Source organism: Variovorax raffinosi (assembly GCF_051216615.1).
Lineage (GTDB): Bacteria > Pseudomonadota > Gammaproteobacteria > Burkholderiales > Burkholderiaceae_C > Variovorax.
On record NZ_JBPJZR010000006.1, the window covers coordinates 248,217 to 268,462 of the forward strand.

Here is a 20,246-nt window from a genome sequence, read left to right on the forward strand (position 1 = left end):
TTATTGGCTCGGCGTTGTCACGCCGGAACAGGCCGCGCATCAGGCGCCGGCAGATCCGGCATCTCCAGGATCAGTTGCCCGAACCGGCAGGCACAAGGCGTCTTGCCGCCTTCGCTCCAGATCAGCGAGAAGTCGACGCTGGGCAAGGGTGGCAGGCCGTAGCGCCCATCGACGATCTTCATGCCCGGCTCCACCTCCTCACGCGTGAGCACCGTCACGGCAAGCCCCGCGAGCACCGCCGCGCGAATGCCCTGCGTGCTGGCCGAAGTGAAGACCACATGCCAGTCGACCGCAGCAAGGTCGAGCGCCGAACCCGCCACCTCCCGGTTGACACAGGGCTTCGGAAAGAAAGCCAATGGCAGTGATGCGCCCTTCGGCGCCTCGAAAGCCTCGGCCGCGGCCCAGACCAGTTGCGTGCGGCGCAGGCGCGTGCCTTCCACGGTGTCGGGTGGCGACATCACCACCGCGAGGTCCAGCTCGCCGGCCCGGATCATCGCGCGCAGGTCCAGATGCATGCTCACGCTCACCTCCAGCCGCACCGCCGGGAATCCGCGCGCGAACTGCGAGAGCAGCGGCGGCAGGCGGTCTCCCATGAAGTTGTCCGGCACGCCGAAGCGCACCGAACCCGCGATCGGCGACGGCTGGAAGCGCCGGGTCATGGCATCGAGCGCGTCGAGGATCTGCTGCGCATAGCGCAGGAAGTCCTCGCCGTCTTCCGTCACGGTCAGGCGCCGCGTCGTGCGATGCAGCAGCGGCCGGCCCACCTGCTCTTCGAGCTTGCGGATCTGGTGGCTGATGGCCGATTGGGTCAGGTGCAAGCGTTCGGCCGCACGCGTGAAGCCGCCGGTTTCCTTGACGGCCACGAAGGCGCGCAACAGCGTGGGGTCGAAATCCATGGCCATAGATAAATGATGTTTCCTAATGAATTCTAGGAAATTAAATCATTTCCATCATGAAGAGGGTTTCACCAGAATCGCCCGAACCTCTTTCGGAAAGCTGCTCGATGCCTCTCTCTCACGCCGGCAAGAACCGGATCGCACTGTCCGCGATCTGCCTGATTGCCCTGATGTTCGGCTTGGAAATCTCCAGCGTGCCGGTCATTCTTCCCACGCTCGAAAAAGCACTGCACGGCGACTTCAGCGACATGCAGTGGATCATGAACGCCTACACCATCGCCTGCACCACGGTATTGATGGCCGCCGGCACGCTGGCCGACCGCTACGGCCGCAAGCGCATGCTGATCGTCGGCGTGGTGCTGTTCGGCATCACCTCGCTGGTGTGCGGCCTCGCGCAGAGCGCGCCCGTGCTGATCGTCAGCCGCTTCCTGCAGGGCCTGGCCGGCGGCGCGATGCTGATCTGCCAGCTCGCGGTGCTCTCGCATCAGTTCCAGGAAGGCAAGGAGCGCAGCAAGGCCTTCGCCATCTGGGGCGTGGTCTTCGGCATGGGCCTGGGCTTCGGGCCGATCATCGGCGGCGCGATCGTGGCGCTGTCGAGCTGGCAATGGGTCTTCTTGGTTCACGTGCCGCTGGCCGTGGTGGCGCTGGCGCTCGTGCTGGGCAGCGTGGAAGAGTCCAGCGACCCCGACGCGAAGAAGCTGGACCTGCCGGGCATCGTCACGCTGTCGCTCGCGGTGTTCGGCCTGACGTACTTCATCACGCAGGGACCGGGCCTCGGCTTCGCGAGCCCCGTGGCCATCGGCATCCTGGTCGCGACGGTGGCCAGCTTCGCCGTGTTCCTCTGGGTCGAGAAGATCAACCCGCACCCGATGTTCGACTTCTCGGTGTTCCGCATCCGCAATTTCTCGGGCTCGATCATCGGCTCCATCGGCATGAACTTCAGCTTCTGGCCGTTCATGATCTACCTGCCGATCTACTTCCAGAGCGGCCTGGGCTACGACGCCGTCACCGCCGGCTCGGCGCTGCTGGCCTACACCTTGCCCACCTTGGTCATGCCGCCGCTGGCCGAGCGCCTGTCGCTGCGCTACCGGCCCGGCGTGGTCATTCCCTCGGGCCTGTTCGTGATCGGGCTGGGTTTCATGGCGATGCGCTACGGCAGCAGCATGGAACACGCGAGCTGGCTCACGCTGCTGCCCGGTTGCCTGCTGGCCGGCATCGGGCTGGGCCTGACCAACACACCGGTGACCAACACCACCACCGGCTCGGTGTCGAGCGCCCGCGCGGGCATGGCCTCGGGCATGGACATGAGCGCACGGCTGATCACGCTGGCCGTGAACATCGCGCTGATGGGGTTCATCCTGCTCGAAGGCATCCATTCGTATCTGAAGAGCACCTTGTCCGCATCGCTCGATGCGCAGCAGTTGCGCGCCGTGGCGGAGAAGGTCGCGGCCGGCAGTTTCAACTCGCTCACGCAGGACTTTCCGGCGCTGTTGCAAGCCGATCCGTCAGGCACTGCCGTTCATGCGGCGCTCGTGCAGAGCTTCGGGCTGGTGATGCTCTACGGCGGCATCGGCGTGTGGGTGCTGGCCGGCATCAGCCTGCTGATCTTCGGCAATGGCAAGCCAGTTGCGCAGGCATCGGGCCTGAAGACCGAAGAGTCCGTGTGCTCCTGAACCCAGGGCGCACCCGAACAGAAAACGCTCAGGTGATTTCGATCTGCGCCGCGCGCTTCCACGCTTCGGCGGCCTGCTCCGCGTCTTCGCGGGCTTCGGCCAGTTGCGCCAGCGCCGACCACGCGCGCCGATAAAGGTCGGTGTCCTGCAGCCCCAGCCCGGCCTGCGTGAGCAGTTGCTGGGCCTTGCCCCACAACTGCCGCTTCATGCAGGCCATGCCCGCGAGGTACTGCAGGTTCGGGTCGCGCGGGTTGTTGCGTTGCGCGCTTTCGATGCGGGCCAGCCAGTCGGCATCGACCGAGTCGAGCCCTGCTTCGAGCGCACGCGCCAGCTTGACGCGCAGCGCATCGCCCAGGGCACGCGGGTTCGCGACCATGCGCTCCCATGCCGGCAACAGCCAGCCGCGCGCCAATGCCAGGTCCCCACGCAGCGCGACCATGCGTTGTGCCGCGTGGATTGCCACTTCGGGCATGCCGCGTTCGTTGGCATCGAGTTCGGACCAGGCACGCAGCAGCTGCGCCGGATCGTGCGCGCCTGACAGCAACTCGGTCGCCAGGCCGCGCACGATGCTCTGCGCAGCCGCTTCGGAGAACGCGCGATGCTTGGCCAGCAGCCGTGCGGTTTCGAGGGCTTCGACGGTGCGCCGGTCCAGGCGGGCCGCCTTGAGGTGCAGGCGCAGGGCCAGCGTTCGCCGCTGCACGCCCTGCGGCAGTTCTTCGAGCCGTGCGAGCGCTGCCGGTGCATCGCGGTCTTCGAGTGCCCAGCGTGCGGCGCGCAGTTGCACGCCTTCGCGCGTCTCGGGGCTCGACAGCACGGTGCGGTCGGCGCTTTCGTTCAGGGCCTGCTGCAGATGCGCGTCGCGCGCCGGTTTGTCTTGCAGGGCCTGCGCGCTTTCGGCCGCCAGCAGATGCGACAGCACGCGCACCTGCTGTGCCTGCGGCAGGCTTGCACCGAGCGCGGACAGGGTCTTCTCTTGCGTGAGCGCAGCCTGCGCCGCCTTGCGTGCACGCGAGAAGCGGCCCGCGATCAGTTGCACCATGGCATCGAGCAAGGCCGCGTGAAGCGTGCGTTCCTTCTGCTGCAGCCGCCATTGGCGCGCCTGCGTCGGCAGAGAGAAAAGCGCAGCCAGGGCGCGCAACGCCACGTGCAGCAACACGAAGGTCGCCAGCAGGATCACGAGCACGAGGTTCAGCGACAGGTCGACGCGCCACGGCGGCCAGAACACCGTGATCGTGCCCTGGTTGTTGCCCGCGAACAGGGCGACGGCCGCCGCGACGGCGAAGAGTGCAAGGAGCCAGATTGCAGCGCGCATGTGCGGATCAGCGTCCTGCTGCGGCTGTGGCCAATGCGGCGATCGTGTCGTCGATACGCGCCGGCTCGGTGGTCTTCACCTGCTGCTGCAGCTGCTGCAGCAGCGTGGCGGCGGCTTGCGTGCGACGCGACGCGGGATCGAAATAGCGGTTGAGCGACGCGGCCACCTGGGCCAGCTCGCCGCGCGTGGCATCCACCTGGCGCGACAGCAGCGACAGCCGCGCATTGAGCAGCTTGAGCTTGAGGTTCTCGCGCAGGAAGTAAGACTGTTCGGGCGCCAGCAGCACGGCTTCGGGGCTCTGGATGCGGCCGACGCGAACCAGCGAGCGGGCCTCGCCGCGCACCGTCAGCAGCACGCGGCGCCACCACGGCGCATCGGCGGGAATCGGTTCGGCCTGCCATGCGTTGACGCCGGTGCCGCGCACGGCCACGGCATTGAGCGTCGGCAGATCGTCCACGCTGCGCATCAGCTCATCGAGCCTTTGCAGGGCTTCGGCGTTGTCGGTGCTGGCGCTGCTGCGCAGCCGGTCGGCATCGCGTTGCATCGCGCGCTGCAGTGGCGCGAGCCGAGGCTGCGCGGCACGCGAGATGCGCAGGTCGCCGGCCTTGAGCGCAGCGAGCAGGGGCTCGACGCTGCCGGTGACTTGCGCCTGCTGCAATGCAAGGCGCACGGCCGACTCGATGTCGATGACGAGGTTTTCGTCCCGCGAGCGCGACAGGCTCTGGATCAGTTCTTCGAGCTGCGAACGCTGCAGCGCGACTTCGGCCACGCGGGTTTCGATCAGGGCCACGCGGGCGGCGGAATCGCGCACGGTGTCGCTGGCCTGGCGTGCCAGCGCGCGTGCTTCCATCGATTGGGCGATGGCATCGGCGCTCTGCCGCGCCAACTGTTCCTTCATGCCGCTGACCTTCTGCCACAGCGCGATGGTTGCGATCAGCGTGACCACGGTCACAAGGGCCAGCAGGCCGAATCCGATGCGCGACAACAGGACCGCGGCAGCGGCTTGCGCGGCAGGCGTCTGGTGCGGCGCCAGCGGGGCAGGCACCGGTGCCGCAACGGCGGAAGGGGAAGAAAGGTCGTCGGACGGGGACGCGGCGCTCATGCGAAGGATTCTATCGACGCGATCAGTGCTTCCCGCAAAGGTGTGCATACACGCAACGCCCCGAAACCCGCGGCGCGCGCGGCTTCGCCGATGCGTGCATGGGTGACCACGGCGCTTGCCGCGTGCCATTTCGCATCGGGCATCGCGCGCTGCAGATTGCCGATCGCTTCCGAGCTGCTGAAGAGCCAGATCGCGCGACCTTCGGCGCCATCGATGGCGAGTTGCCGTGCCTTGCTGTCGAACGACGGCGGCAGGCGACGGTAGGCCACCACGGTGTCGCGCAGGCCACCTGCCGTATCGATCTCATTGGCGAGCCAGTCACGCCCGGTCGGCTGTCCCGCTTCGTCACCGCCGCGCACGATCAGCACGCGCGTGCCCGCCGACACCTGGGTCTGCGCCCGCTCCCACAGCGCCTCGGAGTCGAAGCGCGGGGCTTCGGGTGGCGGTGCGTCGATGGCTTGCGGCGGCACACCGGCACGCAGCAAGGCGCGCGTGGTGCCAGGGCCGGTAGCCCAGAAGCGGCGGCTTGCGATGGCATCGCTTGCTGCATCGGGCCCTTGGTGCAGGAAGAAGTTCTCGACCGCCGTGGCGCTGACGAACATCAGCGCCGTATAGCCTGCGAGCTGTCGCCACGCCGCATGCAACGGCTCGGCATCTTCCACCGGTGCAATCACGATCAGCGGCAGCGCCACGGCGTCGATGCCGGCAGCGCGGAATTCGTCGACCCATTGCACCGCCTCGCGCGCTGGCCGCGTGACGATGACGGGACGCGCGGTCATACGATGACTACGGATTTCAGTGGGCGCCCGCGTCACGCAGCAGGGCCGCAGCCCGACCGCCGAGCGCGTCGGCCTGGGCAAAGTCGTCGGCCGATGCAAGCACGTGGACCTTCACCAGCGGCGCGTTGCCCTCCGGATCGCCCCACGCGGCATCGATGCGCAGCACGCCATCAGCCTGCCAGCGCGCATGTGCCGCCAGTGGCATCGAGCAACTGCCGCCCATCGCGCGGCTCACGGCGCGTTCGGCGGCGGTCGAGAGCCAGTCGCCGCGATGCGTGAGCGAGCCCAACAGTTCGATCAGTTCGGCACGGTCCGCGCGCACCTCGATGCCCAGTGCGCCCTGCCCTGCGGCCGGCAGCATGGTGTCGGGATCGAAGGCCACGCGGATGCGGCCTTCAAGGCCCAGCCGCTTGAGCCCGGCCGCGGCAAGCACGATCGCGTCGTACTGCCCTTCGTCGAGCTTGCGCAGGCGCGTATCGAGGTTGCCACGCAGCGGTTCGATGCGCAGGTCGGGCCGCAGCGCGCGCAGCAGCACCACGCGGCGCAGGCTGGACGTGCCGACCACCGCGCCCTGCGGCAGTTCGTCGAGCGAGGCATAGCGGGGCGACACCAGCGCATCGCGCGGGTCTTCGCGTTCCAGCACGCAGGCCAGCGTGAAGCCCTCAGGCAGGTCCATCGGCACGTCCTTGAGCGAATGGACCGCGATGTCGGCGCGCCCTTCTTCCAGTGCGAGTTCGAGTTCCTTGACGAAGAGACCCTTGCCGCCGACCTTGCTGAGCGAGCGGTCGAGGATCTGGTCGCCGGTGGTCGTGAGGCCCAGCAGGCTGACCGTGTGGCCCCGTTCTTGCAGAAGTGCCTGCACGTGTTCGGCTTGCCACAAGGCCAGGCGACTTTCGCGCGTGGCGATGACGATATTGCTCAAGACCGTTCCCAAAAAGTACATGTTTCCAGACCGTCGGAATGCTAGCATGTTGCGCCGCAGCAACGCAGTCGGCGCATCCATTCAAGTCCCCAGGAACAACATCGAATGAAAGCCAGCAAGACCCCTGCTCCCCCCAAGCGCCGTCAGGCCGAAGACCAGCCACTGATCGACGACATCCGGCTGTTGGGCCGGATCCTCGGCGATGTGATCCGGGAACAGGAGGGCGACGAGACCTATGCGTTGGTGGAAAAAATCCGGACCCTGTCCGTGGCATTCCGGCGCGATGCCGATCACGCGGCCGACCGCGCGCTCAAGAACCTGCTCAAGGGCCTGAGCGCGGCTGAAACGGTGCGCGTGATCCGCGCCTTCACCTACTTCAGCCACCTGGCCAACCTCGCGGAAGACCGCCACCAGATCCGCCGCCGCACCGAGGCCGAGCGTGCCGGCGAAACCGCCGACGGCGACCTGCAGACCGCCCTGGCCCGCATCCGCAAGGCCGGCGTCAGGCCCGACGAAATCGTGGCCTCGCTGGCCCACAGCTATGTGTCGCCCGTGCTCACCGCGCACCCGACCGAAGTGCAGCGCAAGAGCATCCTCGATGCCGAGCGCGCCATCGCGCTGCTGCTGACCACGCGCGATGAGATCAAGCTGCGCCAGAGCGCCTATGCCAGTGGCAAGGACGCGCTCACGCCCATCGAATTCGCCGACAACGAAACGCAGATGCGCATCCGCGTCACGCAGATCTGGCAGACGCGCCTGTTGCGCTTCTCCAAGCTCACGGTGGCCGACGAGATCGAGAACGCACTGAGCTACTACGAAGCCACCTTCCTGCGCGAGATTCCGCGCGTCTATGCCGACCTCGAAAGCGCGTTGACCCAGGGCGGCATCACCCCGTCGGTCGCGCCCTTCCTGCGCATGGGCCAGTGGATCGGCGGCGACCGCGACGGCAACCCGAACGTGACCGCTGAAACGCTCGAATACGCGCTCAGCCGCCAGTCAGAACTGGCGCTGCGCCACTACCTCACCGAAGTGCACTACCTGGGCGGTGAGCTGTCGCTGTCGGCCACGCTGGTCGATGTGTCGGTCGAGATGCAGGCGCTGGCCGAGCGCTCGCCCGACACCAGCGAGCACCGCAAGGACGAGCCTTACCGTCGCGCGCTCACCGGCGTGTATGCGCGCCTTGCGGCCACGCTGCGCGAACTCACCGGCGGCGAGGCCGCGCGCCATGCGGTCGCGCCGCAGAACCCGTATGCCAACGCGGAAGAGTTTCTTGTCGACCTGCGCACCGTGGAAGAGTCGCTCGACGAAAAGCACGGCAGCGTGCTCGCGGCGCCGCGTCTGCGCCCGCTGATCCGCGCGGTCGAAGTGTTCGGCTTTCACCTGGCCACGGTCGACCTGCGCCAGAGTTCCGACAAGCACGAGGCCGTGATCGCCGAGCTGCTGGCCACCGCGCGCATCGAGCCTTCGTACGCCTCGCTGGCCGAAGAAGCCAAGCAGACGCTGCTTCTGAAGCTGCTCGACGACGCCCGCCCGCTGCGCGTGCCCGATGCCGACTACTCGCCGCTCGCGCAAAGCGAACTCGCGATCTTCGCGGCCGCCCGTGCCTCGCGCGCACGCTACGGCGCCGCCGCGATTCGCCACTACATCATCAGCCACACCGAAACGGTGAGCGACCTGCTCGAAGCCCTGCTGCTGCAGAAGGAAGTAGGCCTGCTGCGCGGCGCGATGAACGGCAACGCGACCTGCGACCTGATCGTGGTGCCGCTGTTCGAGACCATCGAAGACCTGCGCAATGCCGCGCCCATCGTGCGCGCCTTCTACGCGCTGCCGAACATCCAGGCGCTGATCGAACGCTCCGGCGCCGAGCAGGACGTGATGCTCGGCTACAGCGACAGCAACAAGGACGGCGGCATCTTCACCAGCAACTGGGAGCTGTACCGCGCGGGCATCGCACTGGTGTCGCTGTTCGACGAACTCAACAAGAAAAAAACCAACCCGATTCGCCTGCGCATGTTCCATGGCCGTGGCGGTACGGTGGGACGCGGCGGCGGCCCGAGCTACCAGGCCATCCTTGCGCAGCCACCGGGCACCGTGCGCGGCCAGATCCGCCTGACCGAGCAGGGCGAAGTGATCGGCTCCAAGTACGCCAACCGCGAGATCGGCCGGCGCAACCTCGAAACGCTGGTGGCCGCCACGCTCGAAGCCACGCTGCTGCCGCAGGGCAAGCCGGCGCCCGCGACCTTTCTCTCGGCCGCAGGCGAACTCTCGAGTGCCAGCATGGCCGCGTACCGCAAGCTGGTGTACGAGACCCCCGGCTTCGGCGACTACTTCTTCGGCTCCACGCCGATCCGCGAGATCGCCGAACTCAACATCGGCTCGCGCCCCGCATCGCGCAACCCGAGCCACAAGATCGACGACCTGCGCGCGGTGCCGTGGAGCTTCAGCTGGGGCCAGTGCCGCCTCACCATTCCGGGCTGGTTCGGCTTCGGCTCCGGTGTGGAGCAGTTCCTCGCCGCTGCGGGCAATGCCGCGGGCAAGAAGGAACGCCAGGCGTTGCTGCAACGCATGTATGAGCAATGGCCTTTCTTTCGCACGCTGCTGTCGAACATGGACATGGTGCTGGCCAAGAGCGACCTCGCGCTGGCCTCGCGCTATGCCGAGCTGGTGACCGACCGCAAGCTGCGCCAGAAGGTGTTCTCGATGATCGAGGCCGAATGGCATCGCACATCGGATGCGCTCACGCTCATCACCGGCGCGAAGCAGCGGCTCGAAGGCAACGCAGAGATGCAGCGCTCGGTGCGCCATCGCTTCCCGTACATCGATCCGCTGCATCACCTGCAGGTCGAGCTGATGCGGCGTTATCGCGCGGGCGATGGCGGCGAGCGGCTGCAGCGCGGCATTCACATCTCGATCAACGGGGTGGCCGCCGGCTTGCGCAACACCGGCTGATTAGGCGCACGCTACCAAAGACAAAGGGCGCCTTGTGCGCCCTTTCCTACGTGAACCGTCGCCAAACAGGAACCTGTAAGGTCAATTAAAAGAGTACGGTCGGAGAACGTTCACAGTTCTCGCAATCGCGCGGCAGCTCGAAGTCGTCAAACAGGAGCCCGTTGCAATGTCAGTCCCGCAGTCCCTTTCCCATTCGCAAGTCGATTTCGTCAGCAGCGACTTCGAAGCGTTGGCTTCCCACATGCGCCACTGCGCGCGCGCTCACGGGCGATGGTTCTCGGTGCGAAGCCACATGCAACGGGTGCGCGCACTCGCTGCCGGCCGCATCGTCACGATGGCTTGCGTGGCCGTGGTCCTTGGCATCGGCCTCTTCGCACTCGCTTGAGCGCAGCAGCCGTCGTCGACCGCCTCCAGGGGCTCAGTCACTACGCCCGGACCCTTCTTCTGGGTCCTCACGACCCGGTTGCACTTCCGATCCGTGCCGAACTCTTCGGTGCCCAACGTTTCGAACAGCACGGCCACAGCCTGGCCCGTGCCCAGGTGGTGGAAGACGACCACCACCGCGCGCGCGAGGGTGCGCCCTTCTTTCCGCGTGTCGATGAAAACCTCGAGTCGCTGCGCGCAGCCTTCGACTACATCGCGCTGATCTCGCAGAGCGGGCGCTATGTGTCGCCTGCCGCCGAATGGCTGCTCGACAACTTCCACCTGGTCGAGGCACAGCTCCAGCAGATTCATGACGGCGTGCCGCGCAGCTACTACGCGCGCCTGCCCAAGCTCACGACGCCGCCGCTGGCGGGGTTGCCGCGCGTGTACGGCATTGCGTGGGCCTATGTGGCGCACACCGACAGCGTGCTCAATGCAACGCTGTTCACCGCGTTCCTCAACGCGTACCAGGACATCGACGAGCTGACGCTCGGCGAGCTGTGGGCACTGCCCACCACCCTGCGCGTGGTGCTGCTCGAAAACCTGCGCCGCGTGGCCGAGAGCATTGCCGAGAACAAGGTCGCGCGCGAGATCGCGCATGCCGCCTGGGATGCGGCGCCGCATCTCTCGGCGCAAGACCTCGACGTGCTCTACCGCGCGCTGCAGAGCCACGGCCTGCAGGACAACTACCTCACGCAGCTCTGGCAACGCCTGCCCGTGGAGCACGGCGACGACATGCCGGCGCTGGTGCGCTGGACCGAGCAGCACTGCCCCAACGGCCCGGCGCTGATCGGCGACGCGCAGAACGCGCAGGCCGCCGCCAACCTCACAGTCGGCAACATCATCACCACGCTGCGCATGATCGGCCAGGTCGAGTGGAGCGACCTGATCGAGCCCGTGAGCCGCTCGCTGCGCGTGCTGCGCGAGCTGCCGAGCTTTGCCAACGAAAGCGAACTCACGCGCCAGCAGATCACGCATGCGATGGAGCAGGTGGCGCGCAGCAGCGAACGGCCCGAGCGCGAAGTGGCGCAGGCCGTCGTCAAGCTGGCGTCGGGTGCGCCGGCCGACGAAGCCGGCGCGGAGACCGATCGCGCCGATGGCACTGCCGGCTACTACCTCTTCGGCCAAGGCCGGCCCGCGCTGATCGCGTCGTTGCAGGCGGACGGCTCTGCGAGCCCCGCAGGTCGCACCGACCGCACGACGAACTTCCGGCCCACACGGGACCATCGCGCTTGGCGCCTGCCCGTCTACGTCGGCGCCGTGGCCGTCGGCACCGCGTTGCTGCTGGCAGCCGTCATGCACGGCCTGCCGCATCGCGAAGACTGGACCACCATCGTGGCGCTGATCCTTCTGGCGTGGCCTGTGTCCGAGGCATTGATTGCACTGGCGCAACGCATCATGGCGGAGTCGGTGCGCGTGCAGGCACTGCCACGCCTGGACTTCGCGGGCGGCATTCCCGAGCGGCACCGCGCGCTCGTCGTCATTCCCACGCTGCTGGGTTCGACCGCGAACAACACACAGCTCGCCCATCGGCTCGAACTGCACTGGCTCGCCAACCGCGAGGCGCATGCGCAGTTCGCACTGCTCACCGACTGGGCCGATGCGCCGCAGGCCTCGATGCCCGACGACATGGCACTGCTCAACGATGCCGTGCAGCGCATCGCCGCGCTCAACGCCAAATACCCCGTGGCGGAAGGCGGCGCGCCGCGCTTCCTGCTGCTGCATCGCCCACGAAGCTGGAGCGACACCGAACAGCGCTGGATGGGCTGGGAGCGCAAGCGCGGCAAGCTCGAGATGCTGGTGCGCCTGCTCGCGAGCGGCGATGCCAGCGGCTTTCTTCCGCTCGCGCCGGGCCAACAGATCGCACCCGGCCGCACGCCCTATGTGCTGACGCTCGACAGCGACACCGGCCTGCCGCCCGGCGCGCTGCGCGATCTCGTGTCCATCGCCGCGCATCCGCTGAACGCGCCCGAGATCGACATGCAAAGCCGTCGCGTGGTCGCGGGCTTCGGCATCCTGCAGCCGCGCATCGTCACGCCGTTCCCGATGCAGAACGAGCGCTCCTTCTTCCACTGGATGTTCGCCGGCCAATGCGGCCTCGACCCCTATGGCAGCGGTGCGTCCGACATCTACCAGGACGTGTTCGGCAGCGGCTCCTTCACCGGCAAGGGCTTGCTGAACGTGCGCGCGGTGCACGCCACGCTCGACCAGCGCCTGCCCGACAGCGCCGTGCTGAGCCATGACCTGCTCGAAGGCACGGTCGCGCGCTGCGCGATGGTCAGCGACGTGGTGCTGGTCGAAGACCATCCGCACCATGCCGGCGTGGCCGCCTCGCGCGTGCACCGCTGGGTGCGCGGCGACTGGCAGTTGCTGCCGCTGATGTGGCGCGCGCGCCGCTTCGGCATCGACGTGCTGGGCCTCTGGAAGATGTGCGACAACCTGCGGCGCTCGCTGGTGGTGCCGGCTTCTTTCGCGCTGCTGGTGCTGGTGATCTTCACGCAGGCCATGCCGCTCGGATGGGCGCTGGCTGCGGTTGCATCGGCGCTCACGCTCGGCCCGCTGCTGGGTGCACTGGCCGGGCTGGTGCCGACACGGCGCTCCATCGAGCTGCGCCACTTCTTCGATGTGGGTGCGGTCGAACTGCTGCGCGCCATGGCCGGCGCGGCCTGGCAGTTCGTGCAGTTGGCGGCGCAGACGCGCCTGCTGCTCGATGCGGCCTTTCTTGCCACCTGGCGACTCGTCGTCAGCCGCAGGCACCTGCTGCAGTGGACGACGGCCGCACAGGCGCAGGCCCAGTCCAGCCAGCAGTTGAAGCCCTTCGTGCGCAACGCGGCCCTCAGCAGCGCGCTGTGCCTGGTGCTGGCCCTGCTCGCGAACTGGAGCGCCTACCCGGTGCTCGGGCCGCTGCTCTTCGTGGTCTGGGCGCTGGCGCCGATTGCCTCGTGGTGGAGCAGCCGCGTCAATGCGCAAGCGGACGATCCGCTCAAGCCCGAGCAGCGCGTCTACCTCGAAAAGCTGGCGCACGACACATGGCGCTTCTTCGAGCATGTGGTGGGCCCGCAAGACAACCACCTGCCACCCGACAACCTGCAGCTCGAACCGCAGCCGACCATTGCGCACCGCACCTCGCCGACCAACGTCGGCATGTACCTGCTCGCCACCTGCTGCGCGCGCGAATTCGGCTGGATCGATACGGCCGCCTTGCTGGAGCGCATCACCGCCACGCTCGACACCGTCGATCGCATGCAGAAGCACCACGGCCACCTGTTCAACTGGTACGACACGCAGACACTGAAGCCGCTGCCGCCGGACTACGTGTCCAGCGTGGACAGCGGCAACTTCGCCGGCCACCTCGTGGCGGTGGCGCAGGCCTGCCGGGCCTTTGCGGCGGAAGAAGGCTGCCAGAGCCATGAAGAGCCAGCGCTCGAAGCGCTGGCGCAACGCTGCGACACGCTGCACGACGGCATGGATTTCAGCGGCCTCTACGACGCCAAGCGCCACCTGTTCCACATCGGCCTGCGCGTCGAAGAGAACGTGCTCGACGCGAGCTACTACGACCTGCTGGCCTCCGAATCGCGGCTGCTGAGTTTCCTGGCCATCGCCAAGGGCGACGTGCCACGTCGGCACTGGATGGCGCTGGGCCGGCCGTTCCTCTTGGTGGGCTTCCAGCCCAGCCTCAAGTCGTGGTCGGGCTCGATGTTCGAGTACCTGATGCCCGCGCTCGTGATGACCGAACCCACCGATGGCCTGCTGCAGGTGGCCAACGCCGCGGCCGTCGTCGAGCAGCAGGCCTTCGGCCGCGCGCAGAACATGCCATGGGGCGTTTCCGAGTCGGCCTACTTCGCGCAAGACCATTCGCTGGCCTACCAGTACTCGCCCTTCGGCGTGCCACGCCTGGCGCTGCGGCGCACGCCGCCGACCGACCGCGTGGTGGCGCCCTACGCCAGCGCGATGGCCGCGCCCTTCGCGCCTGAAGCGGCGGTGATCAACCTCGAACTGCTCGAATCGCTCGGCGCGCGCGGCGAGTTCGGTTTTCACGACGCGATCGACTTCACCACCTCGCGCCAGGCCGAAGGCCAGGACTTCACCGTGGTGCGCAACTTCATGGCGCACCACCAGGGCATGTCGCTGGTGGCGCTGTGCAATGTGCTGCGCGACGAAGCACCGCGCCGCTGGTTCGGCAGCGCCGCGCTGGTGCAGGCGCACGAGTCGCTGCTGCACGAGCGCACGCCGCGCCAGATCATCGGCAGCGCCGACCCGCGCACGCCGCCCGAGCCCAGCCAGACCGAGCTGGCGCCGCTGTTCCAGCCGCGCGTGGTCGACCCGATGGGGCCAGGCTTCCAGCCCACGCACCTGCTGTCGAACGGCCGCTACACGGTGGCGCTGCGCGCCAACGGCGCGGGCGTGAGCCGCTGGCGCTCGTTCAACGTGACCCGCTGGCGCGACGATCCGCTGCGCGACAGCTACGGCACCTTCTTCTATGTGCGCGACGAAGGGCAGTCTGAGCTGACCTCGCTCACCGCCCTGCCCGCGCCCGGTGCCGACTGGCACTACCGCACCCGCTTCCTGGCCGACCAGGTGCAGTTCGATGCGGCCGGGCCCGGCCTGCAGGTGCGCACCACGGTGCTGATCAGCCCCGAGGACGACACCGAGCTGCGCAACATCACGCTGCACAACAGCGGCGACGAAACGCGCACGCTCGAACTGGTCTCCTACTTCGAGCCGGTGCTGTCGAACCCCAAGGCCGACGAGGCGCATCCGGCCTTTGCCAACCTGTTCGTCGAATCGCGCTGGGAGCCCGCGTGGCGCGCGCTGCTGCTGTCGCGCAAGCCGCGCCTGCATGGCGACCCGGTGGTGGCGGCCGTGCACTTCGTGGCCTCGGTCGATGCCAACGTGCTGTCGATCGACTGCATGACCGACCGGCGCGCCTTCATCGGACGCAACCGCACGCTCGCTTCGCCCGCGCTCGATGCGCAACCGCAGGCCGTCAACGGCACGCCGGTGAACGGCCTGGACCCCATCGCCTGCCTGCGCGTGCGCCTGTCGATCGCACCGGGCGCCACCGCGCGCCTGAGCTTCGCGACCGCTGCCGACGAAAGCATCGAGGCGCTGATGCCCAGCATCGACCGCTACCTGCAGCCCATGCACGTGGAGCGCGCCACCCGCATGGCCGCCACGCTGGCGCAGGTGCGGCTGCGCGACCTGAGCATCGCGCCCGCGCAGAACCTCGCGCTGCAGGACCTCACCACCATCCTCACCTACACCACGCCGCGCGTGATGAGCGACCGGGGCCTGATCGACCTGCGCCAGATCTGGCGCTTCGGCATCTCGGGCGACAAACCCATCGTGCTGGTCTACATCCACTCGATGAACGGCATGGGCCTCATCAACACGCTGCTGCGCGCACAGCCGTGGTGGGGCTTCGGCGGCGTGGCCTGCGACCTGGTGGTGCTGAACAGCGAACCGAACTCGTACCTGATGCCGCTGCAGCGCGAAATAGAAACGCTGCGCTCGCGCGTCGCGCAGCAGACGCAGAACAGCTTTCCGCGCAACGACACCGCCGGCTTCTACCTGCTGCGCGACCAGGACGTGGTGCCTTCGGAAAAGGCCGCGCTGTCCAGCCTGGCGCGCGTGGTGTTCACTGCGGACGGCCGGGCGCTCGAAGTGCAGGTGGCTGCATTGCACGAGGCGCGCGGCACGCCACCGGCGGGCGACAACAGCACGCCGGCGCCGTCGCGCGTGCCGCTGCTGACACGGACTGCGACCACGAAGGCCGCGCCTGAAGCCGTGACGCCCATCGGCGACTTCGATGCCGACAGCGGCGAGTTCCGCTTCGAGGTCGATCTCGCACACCGCACACCGCGCCCGTGGATCAACGTGATCGCCAATGCCTCCTTCGGCTTCCAGGTGTCCGAATGGGGCACCGGCTACACCTGGGCCGGCAACAGCCGCATGCACCAGGTCACGCCGTGGTCGAACGACCCGGTGCAGGACACGGCCTTCGAGCACTACCTGCTGCAGGACGTGGGCACGCGCGAGATGCTGCCGCTGACGCCCGCCGGCGGTGGCGATGGCGGCTCCCGCCACCGCGTGCGGCATGGGCAGGGCTACTCGGTCTTTGAATGCCGTCAGGATTCACTCGTGCTGGAGACCACCTTCTTCGCGGACCGCGACGAGGCCGTCAAGCTGGTGCATGTGCGCGTGCGCAACGAAGGCACCGGCCAGCGCCGCCTGCGCGCGCTCGCGATGGTCGAGTGGCAGATGGGCGCGGCGCGGGGCGAACGGCGCACCGTGCATTGCTGGAAGCCCGAGGACCAGGCGGCCGTGTTCGGCCAACAGCGCGAATCGAGCGCGGGCTTCGGCGGCAGCGCGGCCTTTCTGCTGCTCGCGGGCCTGCAGGGCGCGACGACCGGCGCCACGCAATGGACCTGCGATCGCAACGAGTTCTTTGCCGGGCGCGGCGTCGTCGAAGTGCCCGACACGCTGACGCGGCGCGCCGGCAGCGGGCTCGATGCCTGCGCGGCCATCGGCGGCGAGTTCGTCGTGGCCGCCGGCGAAACCGCCAGCTTCAGCTTCGTGCTGGGCCACGCCGGCAGCGCCGACGCGGCACTCGAACTCGCCCGTCGCTGGCGCCAGCGCGACGTGCCCGAGGCGCTGCGGCAGGTGCGCGGCTTCTGGGACGAACTGCTGGGTCGCCTGCAGGTGCGCACGCCCGATCCGCTGTTCGATGCGCTGGTCAATCGCTGGCTCGTGTACCAGACGCTGGCGTGCCGGCTGTGGTCGAAGGCCGGCTTCTACCAGGCCGGCGGCGCCTTCGGCTTTCGCGACCAGTTGCAGGATGCGATGGCCTTCGCGCTCACCGACCCGCCGCGCCTGCGCGAGCAGATCCTGGTCAACGCGGCACGCCAGTTTCCCGAAGGCGACGTGCAGCACTGGTGGCACATGCCCGGCGGTGCCGGCGTGCGCACGCATTTCTCGGACGACCTGCTGTGGCTGCCCTATGCATCGGCGCACTATGTCGAGGTGACGGGCGATGCATCGCTGCTCGACGAGATGGTCGGCTTCATCGAAGGCCCCGGCATTCCCGAGGGCGCGGAAGACGCCTACTACGCGCCGCAGAACAGCGGCCGCATGGCCACCGTGTTCGACCACGGCGCGCGCGCCATCGACCGCAGCCTGAAGACCGGCGCGCACGGCCTGCCGCTGATGGGCACCGGCGACTGGAACGACGGCATGAACCGCGTCGGCAACGAAGGCCGTGGCGAATCGGCATGGCTCGCATGGTTCCTGTGCAGCGTGGTCGAGCGCTTCGCGCCCATCGCCGAATCGCGCGGCGAGCACGAACGCGCCGCGCGCTGGACCGAGGCGCGACGCGGCTGGATCGCCGCGCTGCACGACGCCGGCTGGGACGGCGCCTGGTTCCGCCGCGCCTTCTTCGACAACGGCGCGCCGCTGGGCTCGTCGGCCAATGACGAATGCCGCATCGACCTGATCGCACAGGCGTGGTCGGTGCTTTCCGGCGCTTCGGACGACACCCATACCGGCCCGGCCATGGCCGCCGTCAAGAAGCACCTGCACGACGAACCGGCCGGCCTGCTGCGCCTGCTGGCACCGCCCTTTGCCAATTCGACCAACAACCCCGGCTACATCCAGGCCTACCCACCGGGCGTGCGCGAGAACGGCGGCCAGTATTCGCACGGCGCCGTGTGGGCGCTGATGGCGCAGGCGCTGCAGGGCGACCATGAAGCGGCCTGGCAGAGCTTCGAAGGACTGAGCCCGGCCCATCGCACGCAACACCCCGAGCGCGGTCCGGCCTACGAGCTGGAGCCCTATGTGATGGCGGGCGACGTCTACGGCGCCGCGCCCTATGTGGGCCGTGGCGGCTGGAGCTGGTACACCGGCTCGGCCGCGTGGCTGCATCGCGCCGCTGTCGAAACCCTGCTGGGCCTGAACGTGAAGGGACGCCAGCTTTCGCTGACGCCGCATGTGCCCGCGCATTGGCCGGGCTTCGAGGTCTCGCTGCGGCTCGGCAAGCGCAGCCTCGTGCTGCAGTGGGGCACCGTCGAAGGCGCCGCCGCGCCCACGCACCATCTGGCGATGGGCGAGTGGATCGACTGGCAGGCGCTGCCGGCGGATGCGGTGGTGCGGGTGGGTTAAGGTCCGGGGCCGCTTTCATCCCCGCGCTTTCATGACCACCATCCAAGTCCGCCGACGACTCATCGTCATCATCCTGCTGTGCGTGGCCGTGGGCGGCGCGTTCCTGCGGCATTACGCGGAACGGGGATCGACCGCGCGCGACATCGGCACGCTGCTGATGGTGCTGTGGGTGCCGATCATCGGCAACGTCATCGCATGGCTCATCAGCAAGCGGCCGCGCCGGGCGCCGCCGGCCGCACCGCCGAGCTTCGACGGGGCGGGCGCGTTCACGCCACACCTGCTGGTCGAACTGAAGTTCCGCAAGCCGGCGCTGCCTTCGCAGGACGTGCCGATCGGCGCGGGCGAATACCGCTGCGCGCTGGTGATCGACAACGAAGGCTTTTCGGCGCGCTGGTTCGTGCCGCAGGGCGAGGTGCTCGAACGCGCGATGCCCGAGGCGCTGGAGATCGAATTCCTCTCGCCGGCCGTGGCCGGGCCGAAGTTTCCGCATGGCGCGGTCTTTCGCGTGCTGATCGGCGATTCGTTCATCGCCGACGGCCGGGTGCTGCAGCAGCGTCCGGTCATCGCTTGAACCCCTGTCGCCCCTCGCACAGGGCGTGATGGCAATGACCACCCTGGCGGTGGTCCGAGGGTCCGCCGGAACACAAAAGGGGTCGATTGTTCGCCGTCAGGAAACTGACTACTGCTGCCCGCCCCCTTTGTCGCGAAGGCGTCAGCTCGCACACTCCAATGCCCTCCACAAGCATTGGCGCACGCGCTGCCGATGCCCTTCAGGAAAGCATCTCCATGATGAATTCACCCAGCAGCAACCCGTGCATCGACGACGTGGCGGCGGCCGCACCGGCCCACACCTCGCGGTCCGCATGGCTTGCCGTCAGTTCCATCGCCGTCGGCACCTTCGCCATGGTCTCGACCGAGTTCATGCCCATCGGCCTTCTGACCGACATCGCCCGGGGGCTCAACGTGTCCGACGGCACGGCCGGCCTGATGGTCACCATGCCCGGCGTGCTGGCTGCCTTTGCGGGCCCGGCGCTCATCGTCGCTTCGGGCCGGCTCGACCGGCGCACGGTGCTGATCACGCTCACCCTGCTGCTGATCGCCTCGAACCTGCTCGCGGCCTTTGCACCCAACTTCGGCACGATGCTGGTCGCGCGCCTGATGCTCGGCCTTGCCGTCGGCGGCTTCTGGACTTTTGCGCCGGCCGCTGCCACGCAACTGGTGCCGCATGCCTCGCAGGCGCGCGCCATGTCGCTGGTGCTGGCGGGCGTATCGGCCGCCACCGTGCTCGGCGTGCCGGCCGGTTCGCTCCTTGGCACGCTGTTCGGCTGGCGCGCTTCGTTCGCGGTCACCGGTGCGCTGGCCACGGCCGTGCTGCTGATGCAGCTCTGGCTGCTGCCGGCGATTCCGCCGCAGCGCGCCATCAGCGCGCGTGACCTGCTGACGCCGCTCACGCGCCGCATGGCACAGGTCGGGCTGCTCGCGGTGCTGTTCTTCATTGCCGGCCACTTCGCGGCCTATACCTACCTGAAGCCGCTGCTGCAGCAGGTGTTCGGCCTGCAGGCCAATGCGGTTTCGACGCTGCTGCTGGTCTATGGCGCGGTGGGCTTCATCGGCACCTTCCTGGGCGGCAGCCTGGTGGCGCGCAGCGTGCGCGGCACCACCCTGCTGGCGGCGCTGATGCTCGCGACGGCGCTGCTGCTGTCCACGCTGATCGGCACCGGCATGGTGGCCGGCGCGATCGTGGTCGTGATCTGGGGCATCGCGTTCGGCCTGATTCCGGTGGCGCTCACCGGCTGGATGATGGAGGCGGTGCCCGATGCGCAGGAAGCCGGACAGGCCCTGCTCGTGACGGGCTTCCAGGTGGCGATTGCCTCCGGCGCCCTGATCGGTGGCCTGACGGTCGACAGCCATGGCATCTCCAGCGCGATGGTGCTCAGCGGCGTGCTGGTGCTGATTGCAGCGCTGATCGTTGCCACGCTGGGCCGCGCACGCGGCGGTGCACCGCTGGCCGCCATTCCGGAATGACACCTGGC

11 protein-coding genes are annotated in these 20,246 nt (G+C 68.3%); 6 read left to right on the forward strand and 5 right to left on the reverse strand.

Annotated features, from left to right (window positions below; all coding sequences use genetic code 11):
* Positions 1-17: 17 nt before the first annotated feature.
* The gene (locus tag ACSFB7_RS19805; RefSeq protein WP_435473122.1) at positions 18-896 is read right to left on the reverse strand and encodes a LysR family transcriptional regulator; all 879 of its coding nucleotides are present in this window, start codon (positions 894-896) and stop codon (positions 18-20) included.
* Between the two features lie 107 nt (positions 897-1,003).
* On the opposite strand from ACSFB7_RS19805, the gene ACSFB7_RS19810 reads away from it, so the two are divergent.
* Positions 1,004-2,569, forward strand: a complete 1,566-nt coding sequence (locus ACSFB7_RS19810) for an MFS transporter (protein ID WP_435473124.1) — start codon at positions 1,004-1,006, stop codon at positions 2,567-2,569.
* A 28-nt stretch (positions 2,570-2,597) separates the two neighbouring features.
* Here the strand turns inward: ACSFB7_RS19810 and ACSFB7_RS19815 are convergent, their stop codons facing one another.
* Genes ACSFB7_RS19815 through hemC form a run of 4 tightly spaced genes read right to left on the reverse strand, consistent with a single transcriptional unit; the run spans position 2,598 to position 6,705 of the window.
* Entirely contained in the window at positions 2,598-3,881 is a 1,284-nt protein-coding gene (locus ACSFB7_RS19815; protein ID WP_435473126.1) for a heme biosynthesis protein HemY, read from the reverse strand.
* Between the two features lie 7 nt (positions 3,882-3,888).
* Positions 3,889-4,983 (reverse strand): uroporphyrinogen-III C-methyltransferase, encoded by a 1,095-nt coding sequence (locus ACSFB7_RS19820; RefSeq protein ID WP_435473128.1) that lies wholly within the window; start codon positions 4,981-4,983, stop codon positions 3,889-3,891.
* Positions 4,980-5,762, reverse strand: coding sequence for a uroporphyrinogen-III synthase (locus ACSFB7_RS19825; RefSeq protein ID WP_435473130.1), 783 nt, complete (start codon positions 5,760-5,762; stop codon positions 4,980-4,982). Before ACSFB7_RS19825 ends, ACSFB7_RS19820 begins: the two co-directional genes overlap by 4 nt.
* A gap of 16 nt (positions 5,763-5,778) precedes the next feature.
* On the reverse strand, positions 5,779-6,705 hold the full coding sequence (gene hemC, locus ACSFB7_RS19830) for a hydroxymethylbilane synthase (protein ID WP_435473131.1): 927 nt from the start codon (positions 6,703-6,705) through the stop codon (positions 5,779-5,781).
* Between the two features lie 84 nt (positions 6,706-6,789).
* Between hemC and ppc the strand changes: the two genes are divergently transcribed.
* From ppc to ACSFB7_RS19855, 5 genes are all read left to right on the forward strand, one after another.
* Positions 6,790-9,633 (forward strand): phosphoenolpyruvate carboxylase, encoded by a 2,844-nt coding sequence (ppc, locus tag ACSFB7_RS19835; RefSeq protein WP_435473133.1) that lies wholly within the window; start codon positions 6,790-6,792, stop codon positions 9,631-9,633.
* A gap of 166 nt (positions 9,634-9,799) precedes the next feature.
* A complete protein-coding gene (locus ACSFB7_RS19840; RefSeq protein ID WP_435473135.1) occupies positions 9,800-10,018 on the forward strand; it encodes a hypothetical protein in 219 nt (72 codons plus the stop codon).
* Positions 10,015-18,213, forward strand: coding sequence for a glycoside hydrolase family 94 protein (locus tag ACSFB7_RS19845; RefSeq protein ID WP_435473137.1), 8,199 nt, complete (start codon positions 10,015-10,017; stop codon positions 18,211-18,213). The genes ACSFB7_RS19840 and ACSFB7_RS19845 overlap by 4 nt, the downstream gene beginning before the upstream one ends.
* Before the next feature lie 31 nt (positions 18,214-18,244).
* Positions 18,245-18,784: a hypothetical protein gene (locus ACSFB7_RS19850; protein ID WP_435473139.1), complete on the forward strand. Its 540-nt coding sequence runs from the start codon at positions 18,245-18,247 to the stop codon at positions 18,782-18,784.
* Positions 18,785-18,999: 215 nt separating this feature from the next.
* Complete coding sequence (locus ACSFB7_RS19855) at positions 19,000-20,238, forward strand: MFS transporter (RefSeq protein ID WP_435473141.1); 1,239 nt, start codon at positions 19,000-19,002, stop codon at positions 20,236-20,238.
* The last annotated feature ends 8 nt before the right edge of the window (positions 20,239-20,246 follow it).